The 15,627-nt window shown below is 65.7% G+C and carries 14 protein-coding genes; 3 read left to right on the top strand and 11 right to left on the bottom strand.

Annotated features, from left to right (window positions below):
* Positions 1-121 precede the first annotated feature (121 nt).
* Both IT549_RS05670 and IT549_RS05665 read left to right on the top strand, forming a co-directional pair.
* Positions 122-2,149, top strand: a complete 2,028-nt coding sequence (locus IT549_RS05670) for a M13 family metallopeptidase (protein ID WP_292970670.1) — start codon at positions 122-124, stop codon at positions 2,147-2,149.
* A gap of 69 nt (positions 2,150-2,218) precedes the next feature.
* Positions 2,219-4,396, top strand: coding sequence for a M3 family metallopeptidase (locus IT549_RS05665; protein WP_292970667.1), 2,178 nt, complete (start codon positions 2,219-2,221; stop codon positions 4,394-4,396).
* A gap of 64 nt (positions 4,397-4,460) precedes the next feature.
* Here IT549_RS05665 and IT549_RS05660 read toward each other — a convergent pair whose 3' ends face one another.
* The gene (locus tag IT549_RS05660; RefSeq protein ID WP_292970664.1) at positions 4,461-4,802 is read right to left on the bottom strand and encodes a hypothetical protein; all 342 of its coding nucleotides are present in this window, start codon (positions 4,800-4,802) and stop codon (positions 4,461-4,463) included.
* 66 nt (positions 4,803-4,868) lie between these two features.
* On the opposite strand from IT549_RS05660, the gene IT549_RS05655 reads away from it, so the two are divergent.
* Complete coding sequence (locus tag IT549_RS05655; RefSeq protein ID WP_292970662.1) at positions 4,869-5,420, top strand: TetR/AcrR family transcriptional regulator; 552 nt, start codon at positions 4,869-4,871, stop codon at positions 5,418-5,420.
* Here the strand turns inward: IT549_RS05655 and IT549_RS05650 are convergent.
* The 10 genes from IT549_RS05650 to IT549_RS05605 all read right to left on the bottom strand — a co-directional run bounded on the left by IT549_RS05650 (position 5,417) and on the right by IT549_RS05605 (position 15,577).
* On the bottom strand, positions 5,417-6,205 hold the full coding sequence (locus tag IT549_RS05650; RefSeq protein ID WP_292970660.1) for an enoyl-CoA hydratase-related protein: 789 nt from the start codon (positions 6,203-6,205) through the stop codon (positions 5,417-5,419). The two genes, IT549_RS05655 and IT549_RS05650, sit on opposite strands and share 4 nt — an antisense overlap.
* The gene (locus IT549_RS05645; RefSeq protein WP_292970657.1) at positions 6,202-7,587 is read right to left on the bottom strand and encodes an FAD-binding oxidoreductase; all 1,386 of its coding nucleotides are present in this window, start codon (positions 7,585-7,587) and stop codon (positions 6,202-6,204) included. The genes IT549_RS05650 and IT549_RS05645 overlap by 4 nt, the downstream gene beginning before the upstream one ends.
* Positions 7,588-7,777: 190 nt before the next feature.
* On the bottom strand, positions 7,778-9,034 hold the full coding sequence (locus tag IT549_RS05640) for an acetyl-CoA C-acetyltransferase (RefSeq protein WP_292970654.1): 1,257 nt from the start codon (positions 9,032-9,034) through the stop codon (positions 7,778-7,780).
* A 21-nt stretch (positions 9,035-9,055) separates the two neighbouring features.
* On the bottom strand, positions 9,056-10,033 hold the full coding sequence (locus IT549_RS05635; protein ID WP_292970651.1) for a nitronate monooxygenase family protein: 978 nt from the start codon (positions 10,031-10,033) through the stop codon (positions 9,056-9,058).
* 68 nt (positions 10,034-10,101) lie between these two features.
* The gene (locus IT549_RS05630) at positions 10,102-11,151 is read right to left on the bottom strand and encodes a hypothetical protein (protein ID WP_292970649.1); all 1,050 of its coding nucleotides are present in this window, start codon (positions 11,149-11,151) and stop codon (positions 10,102-10,104) included.
* Between the two features lie 2 nt (positions 11,152-11,153).
* A complete protein-coding gene (locus tag IT549_RS05625; RefSeq protein ID WP_292970646.1) occupies positions 11,154-11,309 on the bottom strand; it encodes a hypothetical protein in 156 nt (51 codons plus the stop codon).
* Positions 11,306-12,379, bottom strand: a complete 1,074-nt coding sequence (locus IT549_RS05620) for an MBOAT family O-acyltransferase (protein ID WP_292970644.1) — start codon at positions 12,377-12,379, stop codon at positions 11,306-11,308. Before IT549_RS05620 ends, IT549_RS05625 begins: the two co-directional genes overlap by 4 nt.
* Positions 12,376-13,188: an SGNH/GDSL hydrolase family protein gene (locus IT549_RS05615; protein WP_292970641.1), complete on the bottom strand. Its 813-nt coding sequence runs from the start codon at positions 13,186-13,188 to the stop codon at positions 12,376-12,378. Before IT549_RS05615 ends, IT549_RS05620 begins: the two co-directional genes overlap by 4 nt.
* Positions 13,185-14,933, bottom strand: a complete 1,749-nt coding sequence (locus tag IT549_RS05610; RefSeq protein WP_292970638.1) for an AMP-binding protein — start codon at positions 14,931-14,933, stop codon at positions 13,185-13,187. Before IT549_RS05610 ends, IT549_RS05615 begins: the two co-directional genes overlap by 4 nt.
* Complete coding sequence (locus IT549_RS05605) at positions 14,930-15,577, bottom strand: acetyltransferase (RefSeq protein ID WP_292970636.1); 648 nt, start codon at positions 15,575-15,577, stop codon at positions 14,930-14,932. Before IT549_RS05605 ends, IT549_RS05610 begins: the two co-directional genes overlap by 4 nt.
* Between the last annotated feature and the right edge of the window lie 50 nt (positions 15,578-15,627).

Raw genomic sequence — 15,627 nt, 5'->3', positions numbered from 1 at the left:
CGCCCCATGCCAATCGGCAAACGGCATTGACCTGACCTGCCCCGGCGCGCAAGGCGACCGTTGTCTTGCGCCTGGGGCGGGTTGACCCGTTGGGCGCCAATGCCAAAGGGGTTATGCCGAGATGAAGAGAGGTTTCCTGCTTGCCGGCGCTGCTGCCGCGCTGCTTGCCGCACCGTTTTCCGCCAGCCAGCTGATCGCCCAGGGCGCAGCCGCCACCGCCCGGGCCTCGATCGGAGCCTGGGGGGTCGATCTGACGGGCCGTGATACCATGGCCAAACCGGGCGATGACTTCTTCCAGTTTGCTTCGGGCAAGTGGTACGACAGCACCGAAATCCCTTCGGATCGCCCGTCCACCGGCACCTTCTATGATCTGCGCGATCGCACCACCACCCAGCTCAAGGATCTGGTGACCGGCGCGCCCGCGGGCAGCAAGTACGGCGCGCTCTATGCCAGCTTCATGGATGAAGCGCAGGTCGAAAAGGCCGGCCTGGCCCCGCTGATGAAGGACCTGGCCACGGTCAAGGCGATCAGGACCAAGAGCCAGTTCGCACGCCACATGGGCACCACCTTTGGCGTGTTCGGGTCTTCGATCTTCGATATGGGCATTGGCGCCGATACCACTGACCCAACCATGAACGTGATGTTCCTGGGCCAGGGCGGGATCGGCCTGCCCGAACGCGAATACTACTTCGCCGATCAGTTCAAGGCCAAGCGCGAGGCCTATCGCGCCTATATCGAACGCACGTTCAAGGCGCTGGGCCATGCCGACCCCAAGGGCGCGGCCGATGCGGTCTATAACTTCGAAACCAACCTGGCCTACAAGAGCTGGAAGATCGCCGACCGCCGCGATGTCGACAAGACCAACAATCCGATGAGCTCGGCCGAGCTGGCTAAATACGCCCCCGGGTTCGACTGGACCGCCTGGCTGGCCGGCATGAAGGTGCCCGCGCAAAAGCGGATCGTTGTGGGTGAAAAGTCGGCGGTCAAGGCGATTGCCGAGATCTATGCCGAAACGCCGCTCGAAACGCTCAAGCTGTGGCAGCAGTTCCACATTGCCGATCAGGCCTCGCCCTATCTGAACAAGGCGATGGTCGACAGCCGATTTGAATACACCAGCAAGCTGTCGGGCGTTTCCACCATGCGCCCGCGCTGGAAGCGGGCGACCGATCTGGTCGATGGCTCGCTGGGCGAACTGGTTGGCCAGGACTATATCGCCAAGCATTTCCCGGCCAGTTCGAAGGCCAAGATGGAAGTGCTGGTGGCCAACCTCAAGGTCGCCATGGCCGGGCGGATCAAGGGCAACGCCTGGATGAGCGAAGCCACCAAGACGGCGGCGCTGGAAAAGCTTGACCGGATGGACGTGATGGTCGGCTATCCCTACAAGTTCCGCTCCTATGCCGCGCTGACGATCAACCCCGGCGACCTGTATGGCAATGTCGTGCGGGCAGGCCGGTTCAACGCCGAATACCAGCGCAGCCAGCTGGGCAAGAAGGTCGATCGCCGCCTGTGGGGGATGAACCCGCAGACCGTGAACGCCTATAACGGCTTCACCGAAAACAAAATCGTCTTCCCGGCGGGTATCCTGCAGGCCCCGTTCTTCGATCCGAATGCCGACGACGCGGTCAACTATGGCGCGATCGGGGTGGTGATCGGCCACGAAATCAGCCACGGCTTTGACGATCAGGGCCGCAAGGTGGATGCTTCGGGCAAGGTCCGCGACTGGTGGAGCCCCGAGGATTCGAAGCGGTTCGAGGAACAGGCCAAGATCTTCGGTTCGCAGTACGCCAAGTTCGAGGCCGCCCCGGGGGCCTTCGTCAATCCTGACCTGACCATGGGCGAGAACATCGCCGATCTGGCCGGCGTGCTGGTGGCGCTTGACGCTTACCGCACATCGCTGGGCGGCAAGGAAGCACCGGTGATCGACGGCCTGACCGGCGAACAGCGCTTTTTCCTGGCCTATGCCCAGGTCTGGCGGGTCAAGATGCGCGAAGACGCGCTGCGCCAGCAGGTAGCAACCGATCCGCACAGCCCGGGCCGGTTCCGCACCATCGGCCCGGTGCGCAATGTCGACGACTGGTACAAGGCCTGGAATGTCCAGTCCGGTGAGAAACTGTATCTTGCGCCTGAACAGCGCGCCCGGATCTGGTAACATCGGTTCAGCCGAGACTCATGGGGGCAGCGGCAACGCTGCCCTCAATTGCATTGAAGGAGTGATTTCATGCGCAAGCTTCCCCTCGTTTCGCTGACCGCGCTGGTGCTGGCCGGCTGCGCCGCATCGAGCGCGACGACCGAGGCCACCCCGGCGGTCGAAGCCACCCCGGTGGCGGCCCTGCCCTATGCCCCGGTGATTCCCAAAGGCACCGGGATCTTTGCCGAAGCATCCACCCTGCCGTTCCAGGCCCCCGATTTCAGCAAGATCAAGGAAAGCGATTACGAACCCGCGATCGAGCAGGGGATCGCGATCCAGCTGGCTGAAGTCGATGCGATCGCCAACAACCCTGAAGCGCCCACTTTCGATAACACCATCGTCGCCTACGAAAAGTCGGGCCAGATGCTGAACCGGGTGTACTATGTTTTCGGTGCGCTGACCTCGGCCAACACCAATGACAACCTTGACGCGATCGACGGTCGCACCGCGCCCAAGCTGGCGGCGATGCGGGATTCGATCACGCTCAATCCCAAGTTCTTCCAGCGCGTGAAGACGCTGTATGACAATCGCGCCACGCTCAACCTGGATGCCGACCAGCTGCAGGTGCTGACGCTGACCTACAACAACATGGTCCACAACGGCGCCCTGCTTGATGATGCCGCCAAGGAACAGCTCAAGTCGATCAACGGCGAACTTTCCAGCCTGCAGACCGAATTCGGGCAGAAGCTGACCAAGGGCACCAAGGACGGTGCGCTGGTGGTAACCGACAAGCGCAAGCTGGCCGGGCTGGACGCTGCCAGCATCGCCGCGGCGGAAAAGGCTGCCGCCGATCGCGGTCTGCCCAAGGGCAGCTATGTCGTGTCGCTACAGAACACCACCCAGCAGCCGCTGCTGCCCAGCATGACCGATCGCGGCGCCCGCCAGGCGCTGTTCGACAAGAGCTGGAACCGCAGCGAAGGCGGCGATGCCAACGACACCCGCCCGCTGATCCTCAAGATCGCGGCGCTGCGGGCCCGCAAGGCCAAGCTGCTGGGGGCCGGCAACTATGCCGAATTCCAGCTGTACGATCAGATGGCGCAGACCCCCGCGAAGGCAATCGGCTTCCTGGAACAGATGCTGCCTGCGCTGGCCGCCGCGCAGCAACGCGATGCCAACGAGATCAACGCGATGATCAAGGCCGAAGGCGGCAAGTTCACCGTCACTCCGGCCGATTGGGACTTCTACGCGGAAAAGCTGCGCAAGAAGAAGTTCGCGCTCGATGCGAACGAGGTGAAGCCCTATCTTGAAATCACCAATGTGCTGGAAAACGGCGTGTTCTATGCCGCCAACCAGCTTTACGGCCTGACCTTCAAGAAGCGCACCGATATCCCGGTCTATCACCCGGATGTGACCGTCTATACCGTCTATGATCACGACGGCAGCGAACTGGCGCTGTTCTATTTCGATCCGTGGAAGCGCGACAACAAGTCCGGCGGGGCGTGGATGTCGAACTTCGTCGATCAGTCGGGCCTGCTGGGCACCAAGCCGGTGATCTTCAATGTGTCGAACTATACCAAGCCCGCCCCTGGCCAGCCTGCGCTGGTAACCTGGGACGATGCCAACACCATGTTCCACGAATTTGGCCATGCGCTGCACGGCATGCTTTCAAACCAGCGCTATCCCTCGATCGCGGGCACCAACACTGCGCGCGACTTTGTGGAGTTCCCCAGCCAGTTCAACGAAAACTGGATGACCGATCCCAAGGTGCTGGCGAACTTTGCCAAGCACTACAAGACCGGGGCACCGATGCCCGCCGCGCTGGTGGCCAAGCTGAAGAAGGCCAGCACGTTCAACCAGGGTTATGCCCTGGGCGAAGCCGTGACCGCGGCGCTGCTTGACCTCAAGTGGCACACGCTGGGCGCCGACGCCAATGTCACTGACGTCAATGCATTCGAGAACAAGGCGCTCGCCTCGCTGGGGCTGCATGTTGACAAGGTGCCGCCGCGTTATCGCACCAGCTATTTCCGCCATATCTGGTCGAACGGCTATGCCTCGGCCTATTATGCCTACAGCTGGACCGAAATGCTCAATCACGATGCCTTCGCCTGGTTCGAAGCCAATGGCGGGATGACCCGCGCCAATGGCCAGCGCTTCCGCGACATGGTGCTGAGCCGCGGCCATTCCCGCGAATATGCCGACATGTACCGCGATTGGGCCGGGCGTGACCCCAGCATCGAACCGATGCTCAAGGCCCGCGGTCTCAAGTAACAGACAGCCCTTCCCGCTCGTGGCCCGGCGCCACGGGCGGGTGGGTTGTTTTCAAGGTCGGAAGTCAGCCGGCCCGCGCTTCGCCCAGCAGCAGCGCCTTCATGTTCCCGCCGGTCCGGTGGCTGTGGACCAGCAGATAGATCGTCAGGAACAGCATCCCGCCGTTGAAGGCGAGCACTGCCAGCGCCAGCCCGCCGGCGCTGAACTGGTGCCGCCAGGCCACCCACAGCGCCGAGAGCATCAGGAAGCCCAGGAAATCGAGGTTGAACTGCCCCGGCCAGGCCATCGCGGCCATATCGCCAAAGAACTGCGGGAACAGGTTGATCCCGTGATTGGTGATCGTGACCGAAGTGTAGGCCACCAGCGCCAGCAGGAACACTCCAAGGAACAGGCGGAACAGGGTCATGACGCTCTCCTCTTGTAGCACTTGCTACAGACTAGCCTTATGTAGCATGTGCTACAAGAGCAAATCATGAGCATCCGCAACGAACAGCGCGAACGGGTGATCGCCCTCCTTTCGCAGCACCTGCTGACGACGGGTCTTGCCCAGACCAGCCTGCGCCAGCTCGCCAGGGCTGCCGGGGTCAGCGACCGGATGCTGCTGTACTATTTCACCGACAAGGCCGAAGTGCTCGCAGCGACGATGTCGGCGATCGCCGGTCAGCTGGTCTCCGGACTGGCCGCCGCCCTGCCCGAAGGAACCCGCTTGCCACCGCGCGACCTGGCGCTGCGCGCTGCCAGCCTGACCACCGGCCCCGAAATGCGCCGCTTCATGCGGCTGTGGGTAGAGATGGTGGCCGCAGCGGCCAAGAACGAGGAACCTTACAAGGCAATCGTCGCCCAGATCATGGCTGGCTTCCGCAGCTGGGTCGATGCACGGCTCGACCTGCCCGAGGGGACCGATCGCGCCGCCGTCGCGAGCGCGCTGATCGCACTGATCGACGGGCTGGCGCTGGTCGACATCTGCAGCGAGACGGACATGGCACCGCGCATGGCCGGCGCGCTGGAAGCGATCCTGACCTAGCGCCCCGTAAACGCCGCCGGGCGCTTTTCCAGGAACGATTTGACCCCTTCACCAAAATCGTCGCTGGCGAACAGCGGCAGCAATTGCAGATAGACGTGCTGGACGTGGGTTTCGAAGGTCTCTTCCAGCCCCATCCGCATCAGCCGCTTGCTGGCCCGCACTGCCAGCGGGGCGTTGGCGGCGATTTCCAGCGCCATCGCGCGGGCCGCCTCTGCAACCTCATCAGCCGGGACCACTGTGTTGACCAGCCCTTCGGCCAGGCACTCCGCCGCGCCCAGCGTGCGGCCGGTAAAGATGATCTCGGCTGCCTTGGCCCAGCCCAGCATGCGCGGCAGGAACCAGGTGCCGCCGCTTTCGGGCACCACCCCGCGCTTGACGAAGGCGGCGGCCAGCTTGGCATTGTCGGCCATGATCCGGATGTCGCAGCCCAGCGCCAGGTCCATGCCATAGCCCGCGGCCGAGCCGTTGAGCGCGCAGATCACCGGTTTGTCCATCGCGAACAGCACGGTCGGCGGGGTGTTGCGCAGGTCGATCGTTTCGGGCGGACGCCGGTCCTTGCCGCCGATCCCCGTGCCGCTGGACGCCTCGTTGAGATCGAGCCCGGCGCAGAACGCGCGGCCGGTGCCGGTCAGCACCACCACCCGCACGTCGCGATCCTCATTGGCGCGCACCAGCGTGCGGGTCAGCTCATCAAGCATGGCCGAGGAAATTGTGTTCATCCGCTCGGGCCGGGTGAGCGTGATCGTGGCGACGTGATCGGCCACGTCATAGGTCATATCGGTCATGGCAGGACTTTCCCCGGGTTGAGAATGTTCTTGGGATCCATCGCCGCCTTGAGCGCCTTCATCAGCGCCAGCTCCTCCGGCGTGCGGCTGAGGTGCAGCCACTGGCGCTTTTCAAGGCCGATCCCGTGTTCGGCACTGATCGAGCCGCCCAGCGCCTGCAGCGGGGTGAAGACCAGTTCCTCGATCCGGTGTTTCATATCCATCGTAAAGGGTTGAGCACCCAGCAGAATGTGCAGATTGCCATCGCCCATGTGGCCGAACACCACCAGCTTGGTGCTCTCGCCCAATTCGGCCCGGGCCCGGGCTTCGAGCGCTTCGACATAGCCCCCCATGTCGCGGATCGGCAGGCTGACATCGAAGGTCACGCTGGGCATGGCATAGTGGAACAGCGCTTCGATATCGTCGCGGATCGCCCAGATCTGCGCGGCCTGGGTCTGGCTGGCGGCCACCACCGCATCGGCGGCCACACCGCTTTCCAGCAGACTTGCCAGCACTTCCTCGAACTGGCTCGCATCGCGGTCGGGATCGGTGCCGCTCTGCTCGACAATCACATAGAAGTGGTGCCCGCCGGGCAGCGGCGGGGTGTGGCGCCCGGTGCCGATCGCGATCGGTTCGTAATAGTTCGCCCACATCACCTCGAACGCGGTGAGCCCGCTGCCCAGCCGCTTGCCCGCCTCGACGAACAGCGCCTGCACGGCGGCGAAATCTTCCAGCGCGACCAGCGCGGTCTGGGTTGAGAGCGGCGCGCTTTGCAGCTTCAGCACCGCGCGGGTGACGATCCCCAGCGTCCCCTCGCTGCCGATGAACAGGTGCTTCAGATCGTAGGCGGCGTTGTTCTTGATCAGCCGGTTCATCGCGCTGATCACGGTGCCATCGGCCAGCACGGCTTCCAGCCCCAGCACCGAATCCCGCATCATGCCATAACGGACCACCGAATTGCCGCCGGCGTTGGTGGAGATACCGCCGCCGATCGTGGCCGAACCGCGCGCACCCCAATCGACCGCGAACAGCAGCCCGTGCTCCGCCGCGGCGTCCTGCACCGCCTGGACCGGACAGCCGGCACCGACGGTCACGGTGCGGCCAACCGGGTCCACTTCCTCGATAGTCCGCATGCGTTCCAGTGACACCTGGATATCACTTGGGCTGCACACCACGCCCTGGACCAGCCCGGTATAGCCGCCCGCCGGCACCACCGCCTGCCCGGCGGCATGGCACAGCTTCATCACCGCGCTCAGTTCCGCAGTCGAGGCCGGGCGGACAATCGCCTGGGCCTGGACCCGGGTCAGCCCCATGAAGTCAGCCGCGCGGCCGGACACATCCTCGCCGGTCAGCAGGCCCTGCGGTCCGACGATTTCGGCGATTTGCCGGAGAAGGTCAGTCATGGAAGCCGCCTTTCAAAAGCAAGTTTCGTCCTGAGGAGCCGCAGGACTGAGCTTGTCGAAGGCCGTAGGCGTCTCGAAGGACCGCTGACACCGCAAGTGCTTCGAGACGGGGCCTTCGACAGGCTCAGTCCCCTCCTCAGCACGAACGGAAGAGGATGGGAGAGCTGTTTGCCCTATCTCGTTCGGCCGGTCACCCCTCAATGCGTTCGATGATCACCGCCGGGGCCATGCCGCCCGCAGCGCACATGGTGACCAGGCCATAGCGGCCACCCGAGCGCTCAAGCTCGTCCAGTGCGGTGCCGATCAGGATCGAGCCGGTCGCCCCGATCGGGTGGCCCAACGCGCAGGCGCCGCCGTTGATGTTGACCTTTTCGCGGTCGAGATCGAGATCGCGGATGAACTTTTCGGCGACCACCGCGAAGGCCTCGTTGATTTCCCAGACGTCGATGTCCTCAACCTTCAGCCCGGCCTTGGCCAGCACCTTCTTGGCCGCCGGGACCGGAGCGTTGAGCATCAGCGTGGGATCATCACCCTGGTTGGCATAGGCCACGATCCGCGCGCGCGGCTTGAGGCCGTGCTTCTGCGCATATTCGGGCGAGGTGATCAGGATCGCGGCCGCACCATCGACCACGCCCGAGCTGTTGCCGGCATGGTGGAAGTGCTCGATCTTGAGATCGGGATAGCGGCGATTGATCTGTTTGCGGAAGGTAAAGCCGCCGCCCATGTCGTAGTCCGCGATGCCTGTGAAGCTGGGCTTCAGCGCGGCCAGCCCTTCGGCGGTGGTTTCGGGGCGCGGGAACTCTTCATGATCGAGCGCAACCGAGCCGTCCTCGTTATAAACGGTGACCAGCGACTTGTCGAAACGGCCTTCGCGGATCGCCCGATCGGCGCGTTCCTGGCTGACCAGCGCCAGCGCGTCGAGCTCTTCGCGCTTGATCCCTTCCATCGTGGCAATCGCATCGCCGCAGACGCCCTGGTGGCTCTGCGGGTGCAGCGCGTCGAGTGCGTCGTTGCCCGAACCCATCAGCCGCGGCGGCAGCCCGGCATTGGCCTGTTCGGCGGCGAAGGCGGCGGTATAGCTCATCATTTCGGTGCCGCCGGCGATCACGCAGTCTTCCATCCCCGACATGACCGAGGCCGCCGCGAGGTTCACCGAGGTGATCCCGCCGCCGCAGAACCGGTCCAGCGTGGTGCCGCTGGCGCTGATGTCATAGCCCGCGGCCAGCGCCGACATGCGGCCCAGGTCACCGCCCTGCTTGCCGTTCTGGCTGGAGCACGACCACACGATGTCATCGACCGTCGCGGTATCGAGGTTGTTGCGCTCCTTGATCGCCTTCAGCACGGTCGCGGCCAGATGCTGCGGATGAAGATGCGACAGCGCGCCCTTGCCGGGCTTGCCAATCCCGCGCGGGGTGCGGACGGCGTCAATGATATAGGCTTCGGCCATTTCAGGTACTCCCTTGGTTGCTCAGGCCAGCATGCCGGCAAGGCGCTGGCGGATGATGCTTTCGGCGTCGGAGACAATCCGGCTGACCAGTTCCTGGCAAGTCGGAATATCATGGATCAGGCCCTGGATCATGCCCGCCGACCAGATGCCGTGGTTGGTATCGCCGGTGGTCAGCCCTTCGCGGCCGCGCACGCCCTTGACCAGATCGGCCACGGCGGCAAAATCCTTGCCTTCGCGTTCGGCGGCCACCACCTGCTGGCTGATCTCGTTCTTGGCGACCCGCGCGGTGTTGCGGAAGGTGCGGAAGATCAGGTCGGTCGAGCGTTCGTCCCCCGCGACCATCGCATCCTTGAACGCCTGGTGGATCGGGGCTTCGACCGTGGCGGTGAAGCGGGTGCCCATGTTGATCCCGTCGGCCCCCAGCGCCAGCGCGGCGGCCAGGCCACGCCCATCGCCGAACCCGCCGCTGGCCAGCATCGGGATCTTGACCTTGTCGGCCGCGGCCGGAATCAGGATCAGGCCGGGAATATCGTCTTCACCGGGGTGTCCGGCGCATTCGAACCCGTCGATCGAGATCACATCGACCCCGGCTTTTTCGGCTGAAACCGCGTGGCGCACCGCAGTGCACTTGTGCAGAATGGTCACGCCGGCCGGCTTCAGCATTTCCCACAGTTCGCGCACGGCCGGGGTTCCGGCGGTTTCAACGATCTTCACCCCGCTGTCGATGATCGCCTGGGTATAGGCCTTGTAATCGGGCGGGTTGATCGTGGGGAACACGGTCATGTTCACACCGAACGGCTTGCTGGTCATCCCCCGGCAGCGTTCGATTTCAGCGGCGAGTGCATCGGCGCTGGGCTGGGTCAGCCCGGTCAGGATGCCAAGCCCGCCGGCATTGGACACCGCGCTGGCCATTTCGGCCACCCCTACCCACTGCATCCCGCCCTGGACGATCGGGTGTTCGATGCCCAGAAGTTCGGTGATCCTGGTCTTGATCGCCATGTGGCCTGCTCCTCGCCAAATTGCCTGTCGCGAGTCGCGTTTAACCGATCGGTTAAAATTGGCAATCGTTAAGCTGCAGTGGCGATCCGTTTGGCATTACGCGCCAGCAGCAATTCGATCCGGTCAACGATCGGTTGCAGCGGCGCGGGATCGAACCCTTGCGCGGCCAGCAGGCGCAGCACCAGGAGGTCGATCCGCTCCACCTTGACCGCGCCATTATCCAGCGCGCGCGCCAGCGACGAGGGCCGCGTCAGCCCGCGTGCGGCCTGGGCATAGGCGGCGAAAGGCACCAGATCGGCCTCACGCGCGCCCAGCGATCGGGCCAGATCATGGACCAGATCGTACAGCGCCTGGCTGGCAGCCAGATCGGTGTGAACAGCATCGGCGATCGGGCGAATCCCCTGATCGGTCAGGCAGCGGCAATTGCCGGCAATCAGCATCGGCCATTTGGCCAGCGGCACGTGCAGCGAATGCTGGGCGAGCAGCTGCACCGGCGGTCGCTGCCCCAGGTGTTTCACTCCGGCCCAGTCGCGCGCAAGCTCTTCCAGCAGCGCCTGGTCCGCCGAGCGGGCAAAAGGCGCAGCCTTGAAGTTGGAGGCCAGCGTCACGGTCAGGGTTCCGGGCCGGGCCGGATCGAGCCGCACCGCCTGGGCATCGGGGCTGGCCAGCGCCAGCTGTTCGGGCGCAAAGCGATCCCACACCGCCGCGCTGGCATAGACCCCGTCCAGCAGGCCGGTATCAATCCCCAGCCGGGCCAGGAACGGCGGCGGCGGCAGATTCATGATCGACAGGCATGGCCGGTCCGCCGCAGCGATCCGCGCCATCAGTTCGGCCACGGCGGGATCGGCATAGTGCGGTTCCTGCATCGCCAGCATCACCAGATCGGCGGCCACGGGATCGGCTAGCAAGGGAGTGGTCAGCGCAATTCCCTGCCCCGGCACGACTTCCAGCACGATCGCCTCACCCGAACGGCGGGCCTGCAGTTCCAGCCGCAAGGGCTCACGCGCCATCGCCGCCACTTCATCGGCCCGGCCGACCACCGTGACGCTGTGGCCGGCCAGCGCCAGCCGCACTGCCGGCAACAGACCATAGCTGGCACCCAGGATCAGCACCCGCATGACTATTGCCCCCTTACGTCAATATAGATGATCTGCGCGGCATCGTTGCTGCTGGCGATCAACACGCAGATCAGCATCACCGCATAGGCGCAGGCCAGCGCCGGGCCGACCAGCCAGGCCGGCATCAGCCGGGCCAGATATTGCGCCAGCGGGGTCATCCCGCCATCCCAATCAACAGGTTGATCACCGGCCGGGCCAGTGCCAGCCAGGCCAGGATCGCCAGCGGGGCTAGCACGCGCCGCAAGCCCGCCGGGATCGGCGCGGCCAGCGGGGGCAGGATCGTTCGGCTGAGTACCACGCCCAGCGACTGCCAGATCGACCAGCCGACGTAATAGAACGAAATTTCATGCCACAGCCCGATTGCCAGCATCGCGGCGGCCAGACCGGCCAGCGTGCTGCGGGTCAGCGCCATGACTGGACGATAGACATAGTCGCGGCACCACTCGGTCAGGCTCATGTGCCAGCGCGACCAGAAATCGAGCAGGTCCTTCGCCCGCCAGGGCTGGTTGAAGTTTTCCTCCAGCCGGATCCCCATCATCAGCGCGATCCCCAGCGCAATCGCGGTCATCCCGGCGAAATTGAAGAACAGCAGCACCCAGTCGGTGGCCGACAGCGCCCAGTCGAGCAGGAAGGGATCGGCATGGCTCAGCCGGAAGGCCAGGTGCGCGCGCAGGTTGGCCACCACCACGTTGCCGACGAATTCGGCCGAGAAGGCCCCGATCAGCACACGTTCGGCTCCGGCCAGGAAGTCCGCCAGATCCCAGCGCCGGCGCGCGCACTGACGCTCGAATGCCGGCAGCCGGTGAACCGGGCCAACGAACATCGCGGGCAGGAACAGCTGATAGCGCAAATGCGCCGCCACCGATGGTGCGGCGATCCGTCCCATCCACCATTCGGCGATCACGTGCAGCTGGCGCAGCGTGAAGAAAGCACCGCCGATCCAGACGATCCCCGGCGCCAGCTGGGCATAGGCGAAGACCGCCAGCACCAGCACCGCCGCCGCTGCCGCCAGCCAGGATTGCAGCCCTTGCCGTTCAGCCAGCCGCATCGCCGGTGGCAGCAAGGCCCCCAGCCCCACCACCCAGACCGCGCTGAGCGGCGAGATCCAGGCCAGCACCAGCGCCGCCAGCAGGGCGACCAGCGCGATCCCTCGGTTCCCCCGGCCCAGCCAGGCCAGCGGCACCGCCAGCAGTGCGGCGAGCACGACCAGAGTGGACAGCGCGGTCATTCGAGCCCCACCAGCCAGACATCGAGATCGCGCAAGTAGCGTTCGCGCCCGCGCGCATTGAGGTGCGCGTGATCGGTGAACTCCTCGTTGGTCCAAAGCTTGGCAGCGGGCAGCAAGGGCACGCCCAGATCCGCCGCCATGGCCTCGGTCAACTGGCCAAGCCCGTCCGACTGCACCCGGCCCAGCCGCTCTTCGCCATAGGGTGAGCGCGGCAGCGCCAGCAGTTCGATCCGGGTCCCCTGGGCCTTTGCCCGGGTCACCAGTTCGCGCAGCCGTTCGCCCTCGCACGGCGCATGCAGCGTCAGCGGGTAGAAGGTCGCCATCACGGTCGGGTCGATTTCCTGCGGCCGGTCAAGCCGGCGCGGATCGGGCAGGCCATCCAGGCTGGTGCGCTGCCCGAACAGCCGTCGCAACCGATCGACCAGATCAACCTGCGCGCGGCGCAGCCCCTGACGCAGGCCCAGCGCCGGCGCGGTGCAACCGTGCTGCGGCTCAAACGCGAAGTCGGCCACGAACGGCGCGGCTTCCAGCAGCACCACCCGGGCGCGTTCGGCGATTGCTGACTCCACCAGTGTGAGCAACTGCCGCTCGCTGGGAACCGAAATGCCGATCCGGCGTACCCGTCGTCCATCGCTCAGCGCAAAGCTGGCGGGCATCGCATGCATGGTCAGCGAGGACCCGATCGCCACCACCGGCGCGCCATCGAACCGCCGCTCGGGCCCCGGCGCGATCCGCGCCGCCAGCGCCAGCGCGCCCAGCAGCACCAGCGGCCCCAGCAGCCAGGCCAGCAGGACCTGCCGCGGGGTCATCGCTGCTGCTGCCGGATCGCCTCGACCATGTCGGCAATGGTCACGATCTGCGCGACGCGCGATGCCGGGATCGCCACGGCAAAGCGTTCCTCGGCCGCCATCAGGAAATTGAGCTGCGAGAAGCTGTCCCAGCCGGGCACCTGGCCGGGGCGCGAATCGAGCGCAATCGTGGCCGGATCGACGCGGAACACCTCGCCCGCCAGCGCCAGCACCGCGCTGTCCAGATCATCGCCCGGTGCAGCCGGTTGCGGCGCATGCTGGCCGGTCGCGGCGGCCAGCAGGTCGCGCAGCTCGGCCAGCCGGGCCTTGCCGCTGTCACCGCGCGGGATTGCATCCAGCACCACGATCCGCTTGGGCACCTTCTGCCCTTCCAGATAGGCGCGGGCGTGGGCGGTCAGCTCTTCCTCGCTGGCCGGTTCGTGGCAGACCACTGCGGTCACCGGCACCTCGTCGAACATCGCGTCTTCGATCCCCACGGTCACGCTTTCGCGGACCTTGGGGTGGCGGAGCATCGCCTCGTCGATCTCGTCGGGGCGGATCAGGAACCCGCCCATCATGATCACCGACTTGATCCGCGCCAGCACTTCGAAGCTGCCATCGTCGCGCAGCCGCGCCAGATCGCCGGTCTTGAGCCAGCCGTCATCGGTAAAGCTGGCGCGGGTGCGTTCGGCATCCTGCCAGTACCCGGGGAAGATATGCGCGCCCTTCAGCTGCAGCTCGCCTTCGCTGCCGCTGGCCAGCGGATCGATCCGCGCTTCACAATCGACCGGCTTGCCGACCGTGCCGAACGCGCCCATTTCCGCCTGCGGTCCGGCATAGAGCGCCGAGGCGACGGTTTCGGTCAGGCCATACTGGTTGAACACCGGGCGGCCAAAGCGGCTTTCCAGCCGGGTCCACAGCGCCTCGGGCAGCTTCGCCGCGACCGACATCAGGTGGGTGCATTCGCGGGCATCGAAATAGTCATCATGCGCGGCATAGGCATCGATCATCGCCCAGATCGTCGGCACGGTGATCACGTGGCTGGCGCGCGCCAGCCGGACCCGGCCCAGCCACTTTTCCATCCCCGCAATCGTGAACCCGCCCGAGCGGATCACCGCGCAGCGATTGGCCAGCGCGATCACCGGGCCCTGGATCATCCCGTCGGCATGGGCCAGGATCATGTCGTTGAAAATCCGCGACTGCGCCCCATAGCCGAACAGCCGCGACAGGGTGGCAAGATTGGCGAACAGGTTGCCGCGGGTGATCTGCACCCCGCTGGGGCTCGACGTGGTGCCCGAGGTGAACAGCACATAGGCCAGCCCATCGGGATCAAGCGGCAGGCGCGGATCGCGGCCGGTTTCGGGCAGGCCGCCCAGCGGATCCAGCTTGCGGCTGAACCAGCCGCCGCCGGCTTCGGGCCTGATCTCGATCCCGGGCTGGCCAGCGGGCAGGTGATCGGCGGCAAAGCCTTTTGCGGCGACCACCTCGGCCACCGCCAGGGCGCGCAGATCGGGCGTATCGCCGGTCATCAGCACCGGCACCACCCCGTCGAGCAGCGCGGCGATGAAGCCGCTGGCCGCCACCACATCGCTGCCGGTGCGGATCAGCACCCGCTCACCCTCGGCGATGCCCGCCGCGTCGAACCAGCCGCACCAGCGCCGGACCATCTGCGCAAAGCCGGCAAAGTCGATCCGCCCATCGGGCAGCGCAATGAATTCGGCCTTGCCCCCGGCCAGGGCATTGGCCCACAGGCTGGCAGTGTTCATTCGCCGTCCTCGACATTGAGCGAGGAGACGCGCGGATTGAAGCGGCGTTCTTCGGCCGGGTTGCCGATCACCAGCACCCCGTCGCCGACGTGCTTCCTGACCACCGCGCCCGCCGAAACGATCGAGCCCGCGCCGATCCGGACATTGGGCAGCACCACCGCGCCCGCGCCGATCACGCTGCCCGCGCCGACATGGATATTGCCCGCCAGCGTTGCGCCCGGACCAACGCTGACCAGATCGCCCAGCACGGTGTGATGCCCCAGCGAGGCCGCGCGGTTGACCAGCACCCCCTCGCCCAGCATCGACAGCGCACCGATCACCACCCCGGCGTTGATGAAGCTGCCCGCTCCGATCCGGATCGCGCGCGGCAATATCGCAGTGGGATCGACCAGCGCCCTGGCCTTGGCCAGCCCCAGCGCCTCGGCCTGGGCGATCAGCTCGGCCCGGCGCATCGGCGCAAAAGCGGGGGCCAGGAATTCGGCGCCCGGCTGCGGCGCGAAATCCTCCAGCTCGACCAGCCGCGACCGGTCGAGCAGACGCGCCGCTCCGCTGATGCTGACCGCCGCGGTTACGGCTATGCCGCACCGCGCCAGCGTCTCTTCGTAATCAACGACTAGCGGTGATCTTGCCCCAAACAGAATCATCGCCTGTCAGGTTGCGGCAAGGCGGCCAAGACCGAAAGGGCCTTGGCAAA

It is taken from the genome of Novosphingobium sp., from assembly GCF_020852455.1.
Taxonomy (GTDB): Bacteria; Pseudomonadota; Alphaproteobacteria; order Sphingomonadales; family Sphingomonadaceae; genus Novosphingobium.
This window is presented reverse-complemented; position numbering and strand designations above follow the sequence as displayed.

Bases quoted from the DNA above. Each gene is read 5' to 3' on its own strand.
- IT549_RS05610 (WP_292970638.1), bottom strand. From the start codon at position 14,933: ATGAACACTGCCAGCCTGTGGGCCAATGCCCTGGCCGGGGGCAAGGCC.
- IT549_RS05625 (WP_292970646.1), bottom strand. From the start codon at position 11,309: ATGACCCCGCTGGCGCAATATCTGGCCCGGCTGATGCCGGCCTGGCTG.
- IT549_RS05635 (WP_292970651.1), bottom strand. From the start codon at position 10,033: ATGGCGATCAAGACCAGGATCACCGAACTTCTGGGCATCGAACACCCG.
- IT549_RS05650 (WP_292970660.1), bottom strand. From the start codon at position 6,205: ATGACCGATATGACCTATGACGTGGCCGATCACGTCGCCACGATCACG.
- IT549_RS05655 (WP_292970662.1), top strand. From the start codon at position 4,869: ATGAGCATCCGCAACGAACAGCGCGAACGGGTGATCGCCCTCCTTTCG.
- IT549_RS05645 (WP_292970657.1), bottom strand. From the start codon at position 7,587: ATGACTGACCTTCTCCGGCAAATCGCCGAAATCGTCGGACCGCAGGGC.
- IT549_RS05630 (WP_292970649.1), bottom strand. From the start codon at position 11,151: ATGCGGGTGCTGATCCTGGGTGCCAGCTATGGTCTGTTGCCGGCAGTG.
- IT549_RS05640 (WP_292970654.1), bottom strand. From the start codon at position 9,034: ATGGCCGAAGCCTATATCATTGACGCCGTCCGCACCCCGCGCGGGATT.
- IT549_RS05665 (WP_292970667.1), top strand. From the start codon at position 2,219: ATGCGCAAGCTTCCCCTCGTTTCGCTGACCGCGCTGGTGCTGGCCGGC.
- IT549_RS05620 (WP_292970644.1), bottom strand. From the start codon at position 12,379: ATGACCGCGCTGTCCACTCTGGTCGTGCTCGCCGCACTGCTGGCGGTG.
- IT549_RS05615 (WP_292970641.1), bottom strand. From the start codon at position 13,188: ATGACCCCGCGGCAGGTCCTGCTGGCCTGGCTGCTGGGGCCGCTGGTG.
- IT549_RS05605 (WP_292970636.1), bottom strand. From the start codon at position 15,577: ATGATTCTGTTTGGGGCAAGATCACCGCTAGTCGTTGATTACGAAGAG.
- IT549_RS05660 (WP_292970664.1), bottom strand. From the start codon at position 4,802: ATGACCCTGTTCCGCCTGTTCCTTGGAGTGTTCCTGCTGGCGCTGGTG.
- IT549_RS05670 (WP_292970670.1), top strand. From the start codon at position 122: ATGAAGAGAGGTTTCCTGCTTGCCGGCGCTGCTGCCGCGCTGCTTGCC.